This is a genomic window from Kitasatospora sp. NPDC101157 (assembly GCF_044768255.1).
In the GTDB taxonomy this organism is placed as follows: Bacteria; Actinomycetota; Actinomycetes; order Streptomycetales; family Streptomycetaceae; genus Kitasatospora.
Map to the genome: position 1 here is coordinate 1 of NZ_JBIWPL010000019.1, position 15,342 is coordinate 15,342.

Genomic DNA, 15,342 nt, shown 5'->3' on the forward strand with positions numbered 1-15,342 from the left:
CACAGCGCTCCGACACTTCTCCCAGGCGGGACGTTGGAGGGCGGTGCCTGTGCTCTCCGGTGTCAACCCCCGAAGGACTTCCGGAACGGAGCACTAAGCCCTGCCTGCTCTCCGGAGCCCGTTGACCTGCGATTCCGTGGTGGTTGAACCTTCGGCAGTCGTGTTGATCAACTGCCTGGAGGTCCGGGGTGCCGGTCGAATTTCTGACGGATGAGCAAGCCGCAGGGTACGCGGCGTTCCGAGGGGCCCCGGCCCGCGCGGAGCTGGAGCGGTTCTTCTTCCTGGACGATGCGGACCGGGAGCTGGTGGAGTCAAAGCGGCGCTCGCACAACCGATTGGGTTTCGCCGCCCAGCTGACGACGGTGCGTTTCCTCGGGGTGTTCCTGGACGACCCCACCGACATCCCGGTGGACGTCGCGGACTACCTGGCCGAGCAGTTGGGTATCGGAGACTCCTCGGTGCTGGCGGAGTACGGCGAGCGGGAGAACACCCGGCTGGACCACGTGCGCGAGCTGCGGCGGCTGCTGGAGTACCGGGAGTTCGCCGAGGCGGAGCCGGAACTGCGGGCGTGGGTGGACGCGCGGGCCTGGACGACGGGTGAGGGGCCGAAGGCGCTGTTTGACGCGGCAGTGGGGTGGCTGCGGGAGCGGCGGGTGCTGCTGCCGGGGGTGACGACGCTTGCCCGGTTGGTGGCGTCGGTGCGGGAAGCGGCGAACCAGCGGCTGTGGGACACGTTGTACGGGTTGCTGAGCGTTGGCCAGCGGGGCGTGCTGGATTCGCTGCTGGCAGTGCCGCCCGGCGCGCGGGTGTCGGAGCTGGACCGGCTGCGCCGTGGTCCGGTGCGGGTGTCGGGGCCGCAGATGAGGGCCGCGCTGGACCGGGCGGAGGAGATCATCGCGCTGGGCATAGGGGAGCTGGACGTGTCCGGGATTCCGCCGCGCCGCCTGGCGGAGCTGTCCCGGTACGGCGTGGACGGAAAGGCATCGCTGCTGCGGCGGCACGGGGATTCCCGTCGCCTGGCCACGCTGCTGGCCACAGCGGTCTACCTGTCGACGCGGGCGGTGGATGACGCGCTGGACCTGCTGGAGGTGCTGATCGCCACCAGGCTGCTGGCGCGGGCGGAGCGGGACACGGCGAAGGAGAAGCTGAGGACGCTGCCGAAGGTCGAGCGGGCCGGCGCGAAGCTGGCCACCGCGTTCCAGGTCGTGTTCGACACGACCGCGGAGCAGGTCGACACCGACACCGGGGAGATCACCCCGCCGAAGGTGGACACTCTGGAGGCGATGTGGGAGCAGATCGAGGCGGTGATCCCCCGCGAGGAGCTGGCCGCTGCGATCGCCGCGCTGTTCGAGCTGACGCCGCCGCTGGACTCGGACGCGGACGAGGCGTGGCGGGCGATGCTGGTCACCCGGTTCGGCACGGTGCGGCCGTTCCTGAAGCTGCTGGTCACGGTGGTGGACTTCGGTGCCACCCCTGAGGGTCTGCCGGTGTTGAAGGCGCTGAAGGCGTTGCCGGACCTGATGGGCCGCAAGAAGGTGGGCGCGACGGAGATCGACACCGAGCTGCTGACCGGCTCGTGGAAGCGGCTGGTGCTGTCCGCGCCGCACCTGGAGCCGGGCGAGGTGGACTGGAAGGCGTACACCTTCTGCGTGCTGGAGCAGGCCCACCGGATGCTGCGGCGCAAGGAGGTGTTCGCGAAGAACTCCTCCAAGTGGGGTGACCCGCGGGCCAAGCTGCTGGCCGGCGGGTCGTGGGAGCAGGCCAAGCCGACGGTGCTGGCCTCCCTCGGGCTGCCTGCGGGGGCGCGTGAGCACCTGGCGGCGCGGGCCGCGCTGCTGGACGGCACCTACCGCGAGGTCGCCTCCCGGCTGCCGGCGAACACGCAGATCGTCTTCGACGACGACGGCCGCCTGCACTTCTCGGCGCTGGAGCCGCAGCCCGAGCCGGCCTCGCTGCTGGCGCTGCGCGCGGCGTTGGGCGCGATGCTGCCGCGGGTGGACCTGCCCGAGGTCCTGCTGGAGGTGTTCTCCTGGACCGGCGCGGACCAGGCGTTCACGTCGGTCACCGGTGATGAGGCCAGGTTGAAGGACCTGCACGTGAGCATCGCGGCGCTGCTGGTCGCGCACGGCTGCAACGTCGGCTACACCCCGGTGATTGGCGGCGCAGACGCGCTGAAGTACGGCCGGCTCTCCCACGTCGACCAGACCTACCTGCGGCTTGGAACCTACCGGCAGGCCAACGCCGCGCTCATCGCGGCGCCGTCCTCGATCCCGCTCGCCCAGGCCTGGGGCGGCGGCCTGGTCGCGTCGGTCGACGGAATGCGGTTCGTCGTGCCGGTGCCCTCGGTGTACGCGCGGCCGAACCCGAAATACTTCGGCGCCTCCACCGGCGGCAGCGGACGGCGGGCGGGCGCCACGTGGCTCAACATGATCAACGATCAGGCCGCGGGGCTCGGCGGGAAGGTGGTGGCCGGTACCCCGCGCGACTCCCTGTACGTGCTGGACGTCCTGTACGACCGCGACGGCGGCAGGCGTCCCGAGATGATCGTGACCGACACCGCCTCTTACAGCGACATCGTGTTCGGGCTGCTCACCCTGGCCGGGTTCACCTACGCCCCGCAACTGGCCGACCTGCCCGACCAGAAGATGTGGCGCATCGACCGCGCCGCCGACTACGGCCCCTTCCAGGACGCCGCGCGCGGCCGGATTGACCTGGACCGGATTGAACGCCACTGGGAAGACATCCTGCGGATCATCGGCTCCATCCACACCGGAGCGGTACGGGCCTACGACGTGATCCGGATGCTGTCCCGCGACGGCCGGCCCACCCCGCTGGGCGACGCCACCGCCCACTACGGGCGCATCGCCAAGACCCTGCACATCCTGCGGCTGGCCGACGAACCCGGCTACCGACGCCAGATCAAGACCCAGGCCAACCTGCAGGAGGGGCGACACGCGCTGGCCCGGAAGATCTTCCACGGCCGCGCCGGCCAGCTCTACCAGAACTACCACGACGGCATGGAGGACCAGATCGGCGCGCTCGGCCTGGTCCTCAACGCCCTGGTCCTGTTCAACACCCGCTACATGGACGCCGCCCTCACGCAGCTGAGCGCCGACGGCTTCGACGTCCGCGACGAAGACGTCGCCCGCCTCTCCCCGTTCACCCGACACCACGTCAACCTGCTGGGCCGTTACTCCTTCCATCTGCCCGAGATGCCCGGCGGGATGAGGCCGCTTCGCGACCCTGGGACGTCCGAGGAGGAGTGACCCGCCAGCGGGCCGGCGCCCCCGCGGGGAAGGCGCCGGCCTTGAGCTCACATCAGCTGACTGTTGCCCACTGGTGGACGCTGCCCTGGTGGACGGCGGCGTAGATGCGGTCGCGCAGCAGGTTGGCGTCGTGGTCGGTGAGGGTGCGGTCCAGGTGTCGCAGGACCACCTTGAGGAGGACGTTCTTCTGGTCCGGGCGGGCTCCGAGCCGCTCCAGGGCCCGCGGCGGCAACTCCGCGCAGGGCGTCTGGCTGAGGATCTCGACGGTTTCCACGCAGTCGGCGTCGGGGCCGAGGGCGTCGCGGACCCGGTCGCCGAGGTCTTCGGCCAGGTCGTCGCGGTCAACGGCGACGGACAGATCACGGCGGATGCCGGGCATCGCGGACACGGCCCGGTAGGGGGCCAGGTCGGCCATCTGGGTGGCTACGGAGGGCTCGGCCGAGCGCAGGATGCGGATGTCCGGAATGCCCTTGAGCAGCATCAGCATGCGGTCGAGTCCCATGCCGAGCGCGAGGCCGCTCCACGAGTTGTCGAGGCCGGCCCGCTCCAGCACCTTCGGATGGGCCAGGCCGCACTCGGCCACCTCGATCCATTCGCCGTCGCGGTCCACGTCCACCTGGCGGCCGGAGAGGGTGTAGGGGTGGACACGGTCCTCGTGGCGGTGCTTCGCCCCGGGGAGGATCCCCGCCACGAGAGTGGTGACCATGTCGTCCAGGTCGGCGGTGGTCATGGGGACCGGGCGGCGGGTGACGCGCCACAGGTCGAGCTGGTGCGGCGTGCCGGTGTGCAGGCGGTCGATGCTGTCGCGGCGGTAGACCAGTCCAGGGCAGACCAAGAGCACGTCGTCGGCCGGGTCCGCGGCCAACGCTCGCAGCGCCGCCGGGACCAGCGCGCTGGAGTGGCTGCGCAGCATGCTCTGGTCGTCGACGTAGCGGGTGTAGCGGGCGTCGCGAGTGATGTCGTCGGTGCGGTAGCCGAGGTTGTCGTAGTTGTCCTCGACGGTGACGGCGCGCTCGCCGCGGCACCAGCGGACCTCGCAGCCCCATCGTTCCGCCAGGGCCTCGACGGCGCGGCCCAGGACGAGCTGGAGAGCGTGCGGTCCAGCGGCGGGGTCGGTGAGGTCCCGGATGGACAGGTCACGGGCGAGCTGTTCAGCGGAAAGGTGAGTGGGCATGTCGGCCTCCTGGCCAAGAGCTGTGACGGGGTTTCGGAAACCCCCCAGCCCCTGGGCTTGGCCGCACGGTGGGGTCAGCCTGCTCAGCTCTGGAGACGTGGCGAAGTCCGACCCCTGCGGCACCCTTCGGGGGCCAGGGGGCCGGTAAATCGGCGAGAGATCGCTACGACGGCCACACCAGGACTATAGCTGGCTCCTGAGACCGGACCTCAACTGTTTTCACCAGCCTGCTGGCAACAGGTCACCGGCGAGCGTCGCCTGGTGCCAGCAGGCTGGTGATCTCGGCGATCGCTTCCGGGGACGGCTTGAAGTAGCGGCGGACGTTCTCCGGCTTCCTGTGCCGGGACTTCGCCATCAGCATCAACAGCGACGCTCCCTGCTCACCGAGGTGGGTGAGGGAGGAATGGCGGTACTCGTGCAGGTCCCAGCCTGTCCCCGGCCCGCGCAACGCGGTGTGCTCGTCCAGCAGGGCTCGTGCTTGGCCGTACGAGAGACGCGCCAGCCCGGTGTCCGGGCAGACGTCGCGTACGCCGACGACCTTGCCGGGGCCCGGCCGGCGATGCGCGACGAACACCGGCCCGTGCGTGCGGCCCTTGAGCAGGCGGGGCAGCAGGCGCGCGGTGCCGGCGTCCCAGTAGACGGTCTCCAGCACGAAGTCGCCCCGGGTCTGGCCACGGCGGCGGCTCTTGGCCTGGGCTCCCTTCGCCTTCACCAGGGCGCGACGTCCCGCCAGGTCGAGGTCTTCGACGTTCAGACCCAGGATCTCCTCGGAGCGGGCCGCGGTCTCGTAGAGCATCCGGTAGAGGGTCTTCTCCCGCAGGTGGACCTCGCGGCGGGCGATCAGCCGGTCGATGGCCATCTTCGAACGGGCGGGGGTCTCCGAGTCCGGCGCGGGCAGCCGCTTCGTCCAGACGGGCACTGCGGGTGCGTCGTGGCCGCGCTCGCGGCACCAGGCGAGCCACGAGAGCACCGCTGCCCTGCGGGCGTTCCAGGTGTTCACGGCGGAACTGCCCCACAGCAGTTCCAGTGCCTCGCCAATCTCCTCGTCCGCCACCGCCCCCAGCGGTCGTGCCTCGCCCAGTCGCTCGGCGGTCTTGCCCACACCGATCCCGTAGCTCCGGACCGTGTTCGGATTGCCGAGCGAGTCGAGGAAGGCGTCGGCCGCCGTGCGGACGGTCAACGACTTGCCGGCAGGCAGATGCACGACCGTGGGCACCGCTTCTCCCTTGCCACAGATAACAGGGCCGCTTCATGTGCCGGCCGGAGAATGTCATCGCAGGTGGGAGATCACGCTACCGCAGATAACAGGGCATTATCTGCGGAACAGTTTCACGACCGGCCCGGCGCCGACGGACCGTCAGCCGCCCACCAGCCGCGATCCGGCCTTAGCGCCGCTTTTCGTTCCGATGTTCCTCAGGGCCCTAACACCTGAGAAGCAGGTCGCCACACAGGTCTTCCAGTTCGTCCAGCGCTTCCTCCACAAGGCGTGGCCGGCGGTCCACGCGGACGACCAGGTCCCCGCGCTGGTGTTCCGTACGAGGAGTGTCCCAGGCAGCGCAACCGGGCAGGGGTCGGTGGCGTCCCCGCACGGACGGGGGCGAACTGTTCAGTCAGGAGGGGACGATGGGACGCCACGAGCTGGAACCGGAGCTGGCAGCGTTGGTACGGACGGCGTTCGCGCAGGCGGGGACGCAGGTCACCCTTCACGGGGATGTCGCGCGGGACGACCAAGGGCGCGACTACGGCCTCGGCGGGCTGCCCGAACTGATGGCGGCCCGGCCGGAGGTGCCGCTGGGGGACCTGGTCCGCTCCCACGTCCTCGACCTGGTCGCCGCCGTCCAGAGACCGGGCGCGGGCCGGGCCGGTACGCCGGAGGAGACGGCCGCTCGGCTCTACCCGTTACTCCTGGACGCCGCGAGCCTGGCCGACTCCTCGCAGTACCCGCACGCGCTCGAAGTCGCCCCCGGGATACTGGAGTTCCTCGCACTGGAGTCACCGGTCGGCTGGCAGGTGCTGACCTCCGAGGCCGTCGCCGAGCTCGCGGACGCGGCCTGGCTGCGCCGGGCCGCTCGGGCACGGCTGGCGCGGCTGCCCGTCGAGGAGCACGAGCTCCGACCGACCGGCGGGGGCGGCGGCCTGCACGTCGTGACCGGAGAGTCGGCGCTGACCGGGAGCCGGGTGCTCGCCCTGGACACCCTCTACCGCGAGGTGGCGGGGCGGGAACTGCCGCCGGACGGCGCCGTGGTGGCCTTCCCCACGCCGTTCCGCCTGCTGTTCGCGCCGTTCGACGTCCGGGTACCCGAGGTGCTGCAGACGCTGATCGAAACGGCGGCCCACGAGTACGCGGCCTCCGGCGCGCCGCTGTCCGCCCACACCTACTGGTGGCGGGACGGCGAGCTGACGCCGCTCACCGCGGTGGGGGAGGGCGGGCTGCTGGACCTCGTCAACGCCGACGAGGTGATCGCCGCGGTCACCCGGCTGGCCGACCCGGGGGAGGCGCCGTCCGGACCGCGCCCGCACCACTACCGCTTCGCGCACCACCTGCTGCCCTCGCTCATCCACCTGGACACGGTGCCGGGGGAGCGCATCGGCGGCGAACTGCTGCGGCTCTGGGGCGAGTTCGGCGACACCCTGCCCGCGGACCAGCGGCTGGCGCCGGACGGACTCCAGGGCGGTTTCGTCCAGGCCGGGCCGCACCGGCTGCTCCTCGTCGCGCTCCCGGTGCCGCGGGCGGCGACGGAAGCCTTCGCGGTCGTGCTGGCCTGGCCGGGCGACGGCTCGCCGCAACGGGCCTTCACCCTGGAGTTCGCGGTGGACCCGATCACGGGCGAGCGCGGCGCGGTGCTGGGCGAGTGGGAGCAGCCGGGCCGTCACCGGCTTCACCGGACGGGCATGACCGCCGAGGCGCGCCCCTTCCTCCAGGCCGTCGTGGCCCTCCTCGACCCGCCGCCCCCACCGCCGACGCCGCCCGCGAAGACGAAGCGGCGGGGGTTCTTCCGGCGCTGAACGGGCCCGCCCCGGCCCGACGGCGACGCCGGGCCGGGGCGGGCCGGCGCGGGGCGACGGTCATCACCGTCACGATTGCGGCGGGTCCGCCCGTAGAAGCCACCCCTCACCGCCGGTGAACTCGACGCCCTGGAACGAGGCACCGATCAGCACGTGATCGAACCCGAGTTCCCGGTGCAGGTCGAGTGAGGCGCGGTTCCCGGCGGAGATGAAGCACCAGACTGCCGAGTCCCGTTCCCGGACCCAGCCCATGCGCCGCCGGGTCAACAGCGTCGCTATGCCGCGACGCCGCCAGGCAGGATCCACCGTGACGCCGGTCAGGTAGTAGCCGGCCGGGGCACGGTCCACAGGATGCCCAGGAAGGAACGCCACGTTCGCATACCCGACGGCCTCACCGGATACCTTCGCAGTGACCACTAGGCTGCGCTCTCCACAGCGCGCCCGATGGATGCGGTCCGCCCATTCACGCGGCGAACCACCGCGAGCCCGGGCCTGCAACAAGGCCAGCGCCGGCACATCGTCCCCGGTCGACTCCGCCACCACCGCGGACACCGGGGCATGCCGCTCGACCGGATGCGGCGTGTAGGCGGCGAACCGCAGATCCATCCCTGCCATGCCGCCCTCTCGCACCCGGCCCATCTTCGGCCCACCACGCTATTGCCACCCACGCCATTGCCACCCACGCCATTGCCACCCACGCTATTGCCGCCCGCGCGAGTCCCGCTACCTGGCCAACGGTGCGAGACGAGCCACTGGGCCTCCTGAACAGGGTCCTCACGCCGCGCGGGCCCGAGCGCTGACCGACACGGACCTGCTGCGCGAGGTGGAAACGGCATGAGCGTCGCCCTGGCCGGGGCGCTCGTCCTCGCCGAGCACCTCCTGCCGCCCCTCTTCACCGCCGGTCTGCGCGTGGTGCGCACCTGCGACGCCCACACCCTGCTCACCCCGGGCAACTCGCCTGATTATCTGCGCCGTTCGGGGTTAGACGGCTGCTGTGCTGAGATTCCTGTTGGTTGCCGGGCCGGTCGGTGGTGCGGCCGCCGCCACGGCCGCGGCCGTTTTCGGGTCCCCGTGGTGGTGGTGTGCAGCCGTCCCCTTGCTGGTGGTGACGGTGCTGGCGTCGAAGGACCTGCTGCAGACCCGGCACTCGATCCTGCGGAACTACCCGGTCATCGGGCGTCTGCGGTTCGCGCTGGAGGGCATTCGACCCGAGGTGCAGCAGTACTTCGTCGAACGCAACGTGGACGGGCGCCCCTACGACCGCGACACCCGCAGCATCGTCTACGAGCGGGCCAAGGGGACGGACGCGGAGGAGCCGTTCGGCACGGAGCTGGACCTGTACGAGAGCGGGCGCGAGTTCCTGGTGCCGTCGATGGCCCCCGTCGAGGTGCCGCAGCGCCCGCCCAGGGTGCGGGTCGGCGGTCCCGACTGCTCCCAGCCGTACGCGATGGCTCTGCTCAACGTGTCCGCGATGAGCTTCGGCTCGCTGTCGGCCAACGCGGTGCTGGCCCTGAACACCGGTGCGGCGCTGGGCGGTTTCGCCCATGACACCGGTGAGGGCGGGCTGTCCGAGTACCACCTGCGGCCCGGCGGAGACCTGGTGTGGGAGATCGGCACCGGCTATTTCGGCTGCCGCACCGAGGAAGGAGACTTCGACCCCGGCAAGTTCGCCGAGAAGGCGGCGCACCCGCAGGTCAAGTGCGTCTCACTGAAGCTCAGCCAGGGCGCGAAACCCGGCATCGGCGGCGTGCTGCCCGGTTCCAAGGTCGACGCCCGGATCGCGCGGGTGCGCGGTGTCCCGCAGGGAAGGACCGTGGTCTCCCCGCCCTACCACCGGGTGTTCTCCACGCCGCGCGAACTGGTCCGCTTCATCGGCCGGATGCGCGGGCTGGCGGGCGGCAAACCGACCGGGTTCAAGCTCTGCGTCGGCTCGCGCCGCCAGTTCCTCGCGGTCTGCAAGGCCATGCTGGAGGAGGGGGTGACGCCGGACTTCGTCATCGTCGACGGAGCGGAGGGCGGGACCGGCGCCGCCCCGCTGGAGTTCGCCGACCACGTCGGAATGCCGCTCACCGAGGGACTGATGACGGTGCACAACGCGCTGGTCGGCACCGGTCTCCGGGACCGGATCCGGATCGGCGCCAGTGGCAAGGTGGCCACCGGCAGCGACCTGGTGAAGCGGTTGATCCAGGGAGCCGACTACACCAACGCCGCCCGGGCCATGATGTTCGCCGTCGGCTGCATCCAGGCCCAGCGCTGCCACACCAACACCTGCCCGGTCGGCGTGGCCACCCAGGACCCGCGCCGGGCCCGCGCCCTGCACGTGGGGGACAAGTCCCAGCGGGTGCGTCGCTACCAGGAGGCCACCGTCAGGAGCGCCCTGCAGATCATGGCCTCGATGGGAGTCGACGATCCCTCGCAGCTGCGCCCGCACATGCTCCAGCGCCGCATCGACCCGCAGACCATCCGCTCCTACGCGGACCTCCATCTCTGGCTGGAACCGGGGCAGCTGCTCCATGACCCTCCCGCTTCCTGGGCACGCGACTGGGAGGCCGCCCACCCGGACCGGTTCACCGTCTGACACTTCGAAGGGAAGCCCCGTGGCACGTACCGTCGCCCGCGTGATCGTCGACGCCCTGCAGGAGCTGGGGGTGCGCCATGTGTTCGGCGTCGTCGGCGACGCCCTGAACCCGCTGACCGAGGCCATCCGCACCACCGAGGGCCTGGACTGGATCGGCTGCCGCCACGAGGAGGCCGCGGCCTTCGCGGCCGGCGCCCAGTCCCAGCTGTCCGGAACCCTGGGCGTGTGCATGGGTACCGTCGGCCCCGGATCGGTCCACCTGCTCAACGGACTGTACGACGCGGCCAAGAGCCGGACCCCGCTGCTCGCCATCGCCGGACAGGTCCCGTCCGCCGAGCTGGGCAGCGACTACTTCCAGGAAGTCGACAACGACCTGCTGTTCCGCGACGTCGCGGTCTTCCGGGCGACCGTGACCTCGCCGGACCAGCTGCCGAGGATGCTGGAGACCGCTGTCCGCAGCGCGATCAGCGAGCGCGGCGTGGCAGTGCTGACCGTCCCCGGTGACCTCGGCGACCGGGAGCTGACCGACGACCGCCCCGCCCGCTTCCCGCGTGTCCGCCCGGTCACCCGCGCCGACGACGCCGGCATCCGGGAAGCCGCCGACCTCGTCAACGCCGCCGACCGGGTGACCCTCCTGGTCGGCCGGGGAGCCCGGGACGCCCGCGGGGAGGTGCTGGAACTCGCCGAGCGCCTGTCCGCACCCATGGTCCTCACCCTGAAGGCCAAGGAGGGCTTCGAAGCGGACAACCCCTACCAGGTCGGACAGACCGGCCTGATCGGCAACCCCGCCGCCGCCGGGGCGCTGGACGCCTGCGACACCCTGGTCATGCTCGGCACGGACTTCCCCTACCGCGACTGGTACCCCACCGGCCGCAAGGTCGTCCAGATCGACCTCCTCGAACGCAACCTCGGCCGCCGGGTACCCGTCGACGTGGGACTGGCGGGCGACACCGCGGCCACCCTCCGGGCGCTCCTGCCGCACCTCAGGCCCACCGCGGACCGCGCCCACCTCGAAGCAGCCCGTGAACGCTTCGAGCAGTGGACCGCCGGCCAGCGGCGCCTGGCGGACCCCGAGCACGACCACCACCTGCTCGGCCGCCTGCGCAGCGCGCTGGACAACCGGGCCCACGACGTCCGCCCGGAAGCCCTGGCAGCCGCCGTGAACGACTGCGCGAGCGACGACGCCGTCTTCACCTCCGACACCGGCATGGCGACCGTCTGGCTGTCCCGGTTCGTGACCATGCACGGCCGCCGACGGCTCCTGGGGTCGTACAACCTCGGCTCGATGGCCAACGCGATGCCCCAAGCCCTCGGCGCGCAGCTCTGGGCCCCCGACCGGCAGGTCGTGGCGTTCTGCGGCGACGGCGGCCTGAGCATGCTCCTCGGCGACCTGATGACGATCAGGACCCACCGGCTGCCGGTGAAGCTCGTGGTCTTCGACAACCGCCGCCTGGGCATGGTCAAGCTGGAACAGGAGCAGGCAGGGCTCCCGGAGTTCGGCACCGAGCTGGACAACCCGGACTTCGCCGCGGTCGCCACCGCCCTCGGCCTCACCGGCATCCGGGTCACCCGCCCCTCCGAACTGCTCGACGGCGTGCGACGGGCCTTCGAGACGCCGGGACCGGTGGTGCTCGACGTCCTGACCAACCCCCGGGAACTCGCGGTTCCGGGCAAGCCGACCGTCGAGCAGGGATGGGGCTTCGCGATCGCCAAGGTCAAGGAGACGCTGCGCAGCCACGACGGCTGACGGTCGGCCCCCGGGGCGGCGGACGCCGGCGACGCGCCGGCTCGGCCGTCACGTCTGCGGCGGTGGTCCACCCGTCGTCCGGGTGGACGTGGCCGGCCCACCCTCAGGGCCGCGAGCCGACAGCTGCGCTTCCCGGGGGCGTCGCGGGGCAGACGGCGAACAGCGGTCAGCCCGCCTGCTGACCGAACCAGCGACCGAGGAGCAGCCGTGGACGAAGCGCCCGCAGGCGTCAACCCCCGGGATCTGCCGCCGGCCAGACGCGCGAGTGGACCACGGGCCCGGATCCAGACCACCAGGCGCAGACCACCGCGGGTGACGTCGTGGTTCCGGGTGGGTTTCGCGCTCAGCACGGGGGCGCTGCTGGCGTGGCACGCGGTGGACGCCGTCGTCCAGCTCACCTCCCTGCTCACGCTGCTGCTCCTCGCCGTGTTCATCGCGGTCAGCCTGGAACCCGTGGTCGCGTGGCTGCAGCACCGCGGCCTGCGCCGGGGCCGGTCGGTGGCGGTCGTGGTCCTCGGGCTGGCGGCGGTGCTGGCGGCCCTGCTCGCGGTGGTCATCCAGCCGGTCGGCGAGGAGGTGAGCGCGCTGGTCGACGCCGTTCCCGGCTGGCTCCAGCAACTGCACGACCATCAGTCGACGCTCGGCCGGATCGAGGACCACTACCACCTGATCGAGCGGGCCAAGGCGCAGCTGGGGTCGGGCGGTTCGGCCTCCGGCCTCTTCGGTGGCGTGCTCGGCGCGGGCCGACTCCTGCTGAGTACCGTGACCGGCGTGGTGATCGTCATCAGCGTCACCCTCTACGTCATGGCGGCGCTGCCGGACATCAAGGCGTTCTGCTACCGGTTCGTCCCGCGCAGCCGTCGCCCGGGGGTCGAGGAGATCACCGAGGAGATCCTCAGCCGGACCGGCCGCTACATGCTGGGCAACGTGCTGACCTCTGCCGTCGCGGGCCTGGCGACCTTTGCCTGGTGCGCGGCCACCGGCGTTCCCTACTCGGGGGCGCTCGGGGTCTTCGTCGCCCTCATGGACCTGGTCCCCATGGTCGGTTCGACGATCGGAGGGGTCGTCGTCAGCCTGGTCGCCCTGTCGGTGTCCCTGCCGATCGCCCTGGCCACCGCCGGCTTCTACATCGCCTTCCGGCTCCTGGAGGACTACCTGATCATGCCTCGGGCGATGAAGTTCGTGGTCGACGTGCACCCGATCGTGACGGTGGTCGCGGTCCTGCTGGGCGGCGCCCTCCTGGGCCTCGTCGGGGCCCTGGTCGCGGTCCCGGCGGCAGTCGCGCTGGGCTTGGTCCTGGACGAGTACGTCTTCCCCCGCATGGACGGCGCCTGAGGGTTTCCGCACGGACGGTGCCCGGGTTGCCGGACCGTGTCACCCGGAGGCAGGTCGATGCCGTGGCCGCGACCCCCACCGGCCCGTGAGTTCACCTCGTTCGGCTGGTGGGCAGGTCGGCGGTGAGGACGAGGGCGGCCTGGTCGTCGTGTATGCCGTGCGAGCCGGTGAAGGCGTGGACGGCGCGGGTGAGCGTGTCGATGGTCTGTTGGGCGGTGAGCGGGGCTGCGGGGACGTTGCTGAGGGCCTCGACGAGGCGTTCCTCGCCGAACTGTTCCTGGTGGTTGCGGGCTTCGGTGATGCCGTCGGTGTAGAGCAGGAGGCTTTCGGCCGGTTCGAGGTGCAGGTGGTGGGTGGTCAGGTGGGGGTCGTCGCTGATGCCGATGAGGGTGCCGGGGATGTCGACGGGGTGGGCGGTGCCGTGCCGGTCGAGGTGGAGGGGGTGGGTGTGTCCGGCGCGGACGAGGGTCAGGTCGAGTCCGTGGCCGTCGGCGGGGGTGAGGTGGCCGTAGACGAGGGTGACGAAGCCGGTGCCGTGGCTGTCGGGCCGTTGGAGAAGGGCCTTGTTGACCGCGCGGACGACCGCTTCGGGGCCGGGCAGCAGGGGGGCGACGGCGCGGGCGGTGTGGCGCACGAGCGCGGTGGTGGTGGCTGCGGTGGCGCCGCGGCCGCAGACGTCGCCGAGCATGAACGCCCAGCTGCCGTCGTCGAGGGGGAAGAGGTCGTAGAAGTCGCCACCGATGTCGAGTCCTTCGCCGGCGGGGTGGTAGTAGGCGGCGGCCTGGGCGCCGGGCAGTACCGGGATTTCCGGGAGGAGCAGGCCGGCTTGCAGGTCGTGGGCGAGGGTGACGCGCTGGGTGTACTGGCGGGCGTTGAGTGCGGCGGAGCTGGCGCGGCGAGCGAGTTCCTCGGCGAGGGCGACGGTGTGGCCGTCGAAGGCGTGGTCGCCGGTGGACAGCAGGGTCAGGGCGCCGAAGGCGCGGTCGCGTTCCAGGAGGGGGATGCACAGGTAGCCCGTGACGCCGAGGTCTTTCCAGGGGCCGGGCCCGGTGGGGGTGCGGCGGGCGATCTCGCTCACTCCGGAGGCCAGGACGCGGGCGACGGCGTCGTCGTGGGCGTCGTAGACGGGGATGTGCGAGGCGAGCAGGTCTTGCTGGGCGCGGGTGGGGGCGGCGGTGGCGATGCGGCTCACCCGCCCGTCGGCGATGATGTCGACCGCGCACAGCGGCGCCAGGACCGGGGTGCAGGAGTCGGCCAGGCGTTGCAGGGTCTGGGTCTGGTCCAGATCCAGGGTCAGGGCGGTACTGGCGTTCAGGAGGAAGGCGAGGTCGGCGCGTGCGGCCTGTTCCTTCGCCTCGGCGGCCAGGCGGGCCTGCTCGGCCTGGTGGCGTTCGATGGCCAGGGCGGCGGTGTCGGCGAAGACCCGGGCGAGGGCGAGGTCGGACTCCTGGGGTGCCCGGGGGGTGCGGTGGTACATGGCGAAGGTGCCCAGCAGGGAGCCGTCCCTGGCCAGGATGGGCTCGGACCAGCAGGCCGCCAGCCGCGCGGCCTGGGCGAGGTCACGGAAGTCGTCCCAGAACGGGTCGGTGGCGATGTCCGTGACGATGACCCGCTGGCGCCGGTGGGCGGCGGTGCCGCACGAGCCGACGCCCTCGCCGGTGGCGATGCCGTCGATGGCCCGGTTGTAGAAGTCGGGCAGGCTCGGGCCGGCGCCGTGCCGCAGATGCCTGCCCTCGGCGTCGGCCAGGAGCACCGAGACCAGGACCTCCTCCGGGGCCAGGTCCTCGATCGCGCGGGCCATGCCCTCCAGCACCTCGGTCAGGGGCGCTTGCCGGGCGATCTGCTCCAGCAACGCGCGGTGCTCGGCGGTGAGCCGCCGGGCGTGCTTGATCTGGGTGGTCTCCACCCCGATGACCCGGACCCCGGTGACGTTGCCGCCGGCGTCCCGGCGCGGCTCGTAGGTGAAGTCGAAGAACGCCTCGCGCGCCGCGGCCGAAGAGCCGAGCATCACCCGCGCCTCGCGCCCCACGTACCGCTGCCCGGTGCGGTAGACCCGGTCCAGCAAGGTGATGAAGCCCTGCTCGACCAGTTCGGGCATCAGCAGACCCAGCGGCTCCCCGCTGCGGATCCGCTGCGCGCCGCCGATCGCGGCGCAGAACGCGTCGTTGGCCGCCTCCACCATGTGCGCGGGCCCTGCCAGGGACGCGAAGACAGCCGTCGACCGGCCGAACAGAGA

9 protein-coding genes are annotated in these 15,342 nt (G+C 71.8%); 5 read left to right on the forward strand and 4 right to left on the reverse strand.

Annotation, left to right across the window (positions count from 1 at the left end; all coding sequences use genetic code 11):
* Positions 1–188 precede the first annotated feature (188 nt).
* On the forward strand, positions 189–3,266 hold the full coding sequence (locus ACIRVF_RS29755; RefSeq protein WP_402824429.1) for a Tn3 family transposase: 3,078 nt from the start codon (positions 189–191) through the stop codon (positions 3,264–3,266).
* A 52-nt stretch (positions 3,267–3,318) separates the two neighbouring features.
* Here the strand turns inward: ACIRVF_RS29755 and ACIRVF_RS29760 are convergent, their stop codons facing one another.
* Positions 3,319–4,440 (reverse strand): hypothetical protein, encoded by a 1,122-nt coding sequence (locus tag ACIRVF_RS29760; protein ID WP_402824431.1) that lies wholly within the window; start codon positions 4,438–4,440, stop codon positions 3,319–3,321.
* Between the two features lie 241 nt (positions 4,441–4,681).
* Positions 4,682–5,656, reverse strand: a complete 975-nt coding sequence (locus ACIRVF_RS29765) for a tyrosine-type recombinase/integrase (RefSeq protein WP_402824434.1) — start codon at positions 5,654–5,656, stop codon at positions 4,682–4,684.
* A 407-nt stretch (positions 5,657–6,063) separates the two neighbouring features.
* On the opposite strand from ACIRVF_RS29765, the gene ACIRVF_RS29770 reads away from it, so the two are divergent.
* Entirely contained in the window at positions 6,064–7,446 is a 1,383-nt protein-coding gene (locus ACIRVF_RS29770) for a hypothetical protein (RefSeq protein WP_402824437.1), read from the forward strand.
* Positions 7,447–7,515: 69 nt separating this feature from the next.
* On the opposite strand, the gene ACIRVF_RS29775 is transcribed toward ACIRVF_RS29770, so the two are convergent.
* Positions 7,516–8,061: a GNAT family N-acetyltransferase gene (locus tag ACIRVF_RS29775; RefSeq protein WP_402824440.1), complete on the reverse strand. Its 546-nt coding sequence runs from the start codon at positions 8,059–8,061 to the stop codon at positions 7,516–7,518.
* A 379-nt stretch (positions 8,062–8,440) separates the two neighbouring features.
* Between ACIRVF_RS29775 and ACIRVF_RS29780 the strand changes: the two genes are divergently transcribed.
* From ACIRVF_RS29780 to ACIRVF_RS29790, 3 genes are all read left to right on the forward strand, one after another.
* On the forward strand, positions 8,441–10,024 hold the full coding sequence (locus ACIRVF_RS29780) for an FMN-binding glutamate synthase family protein (RefSeq protein ID WP_402824443.1): 1,584 nt from the start codon (positions 8,441–8,443) through the stop codon (positions 10,022–10,024).
* Positions 10,025–10,043: 19 nt separating this feature from the next.
* Positions 10,044–11,771 carry a thiamine pyrophosphate-dependent enzyme gene (locus ACIRVF_RS29785; RefSeq protein WP_402824446.1) on the forward strand — a complete coding sequence of 576 codons (1,728 nt, stop codon included), beginning with the start codon at positions 10,044–10,046 and terminating at the stop codon, positions 11,769–11,771.
* A 312-nt stretch (positions 11,772–12,083) separates the two neighbouring features.
* The gene (locus ACIRVF_RS29790; RefSeq protein ID WP_402824448.1) at positions 12,084–13,106 is read left to right on the forward strand and encodes an AI-2E family transporter; all 1,023 of its coding nucleotides are present in this window, start codon (positions 12,084–12,086) and stop codon (positions 13,104–13,106) included.
* Positions 13,107–13,197: 91 nt separating this feature from the next.
* On the opposite strand, the gene ACIRVF_RS29795 is transcribed toward ACIRVF_RS29790, so the two are convergent.
* A complete protein-coding gene (locus tag ACIRVF_RS29795) occupies positions 13,198–15,288 on the reverse strand; it encodes a SpoIIE family protein phosphatase (protein WP_402824451.1) in 2,091 nt (696 codons plus the stop codon).
* Positions 15,289–15,342: the final 54 nt, after the last annotated feature.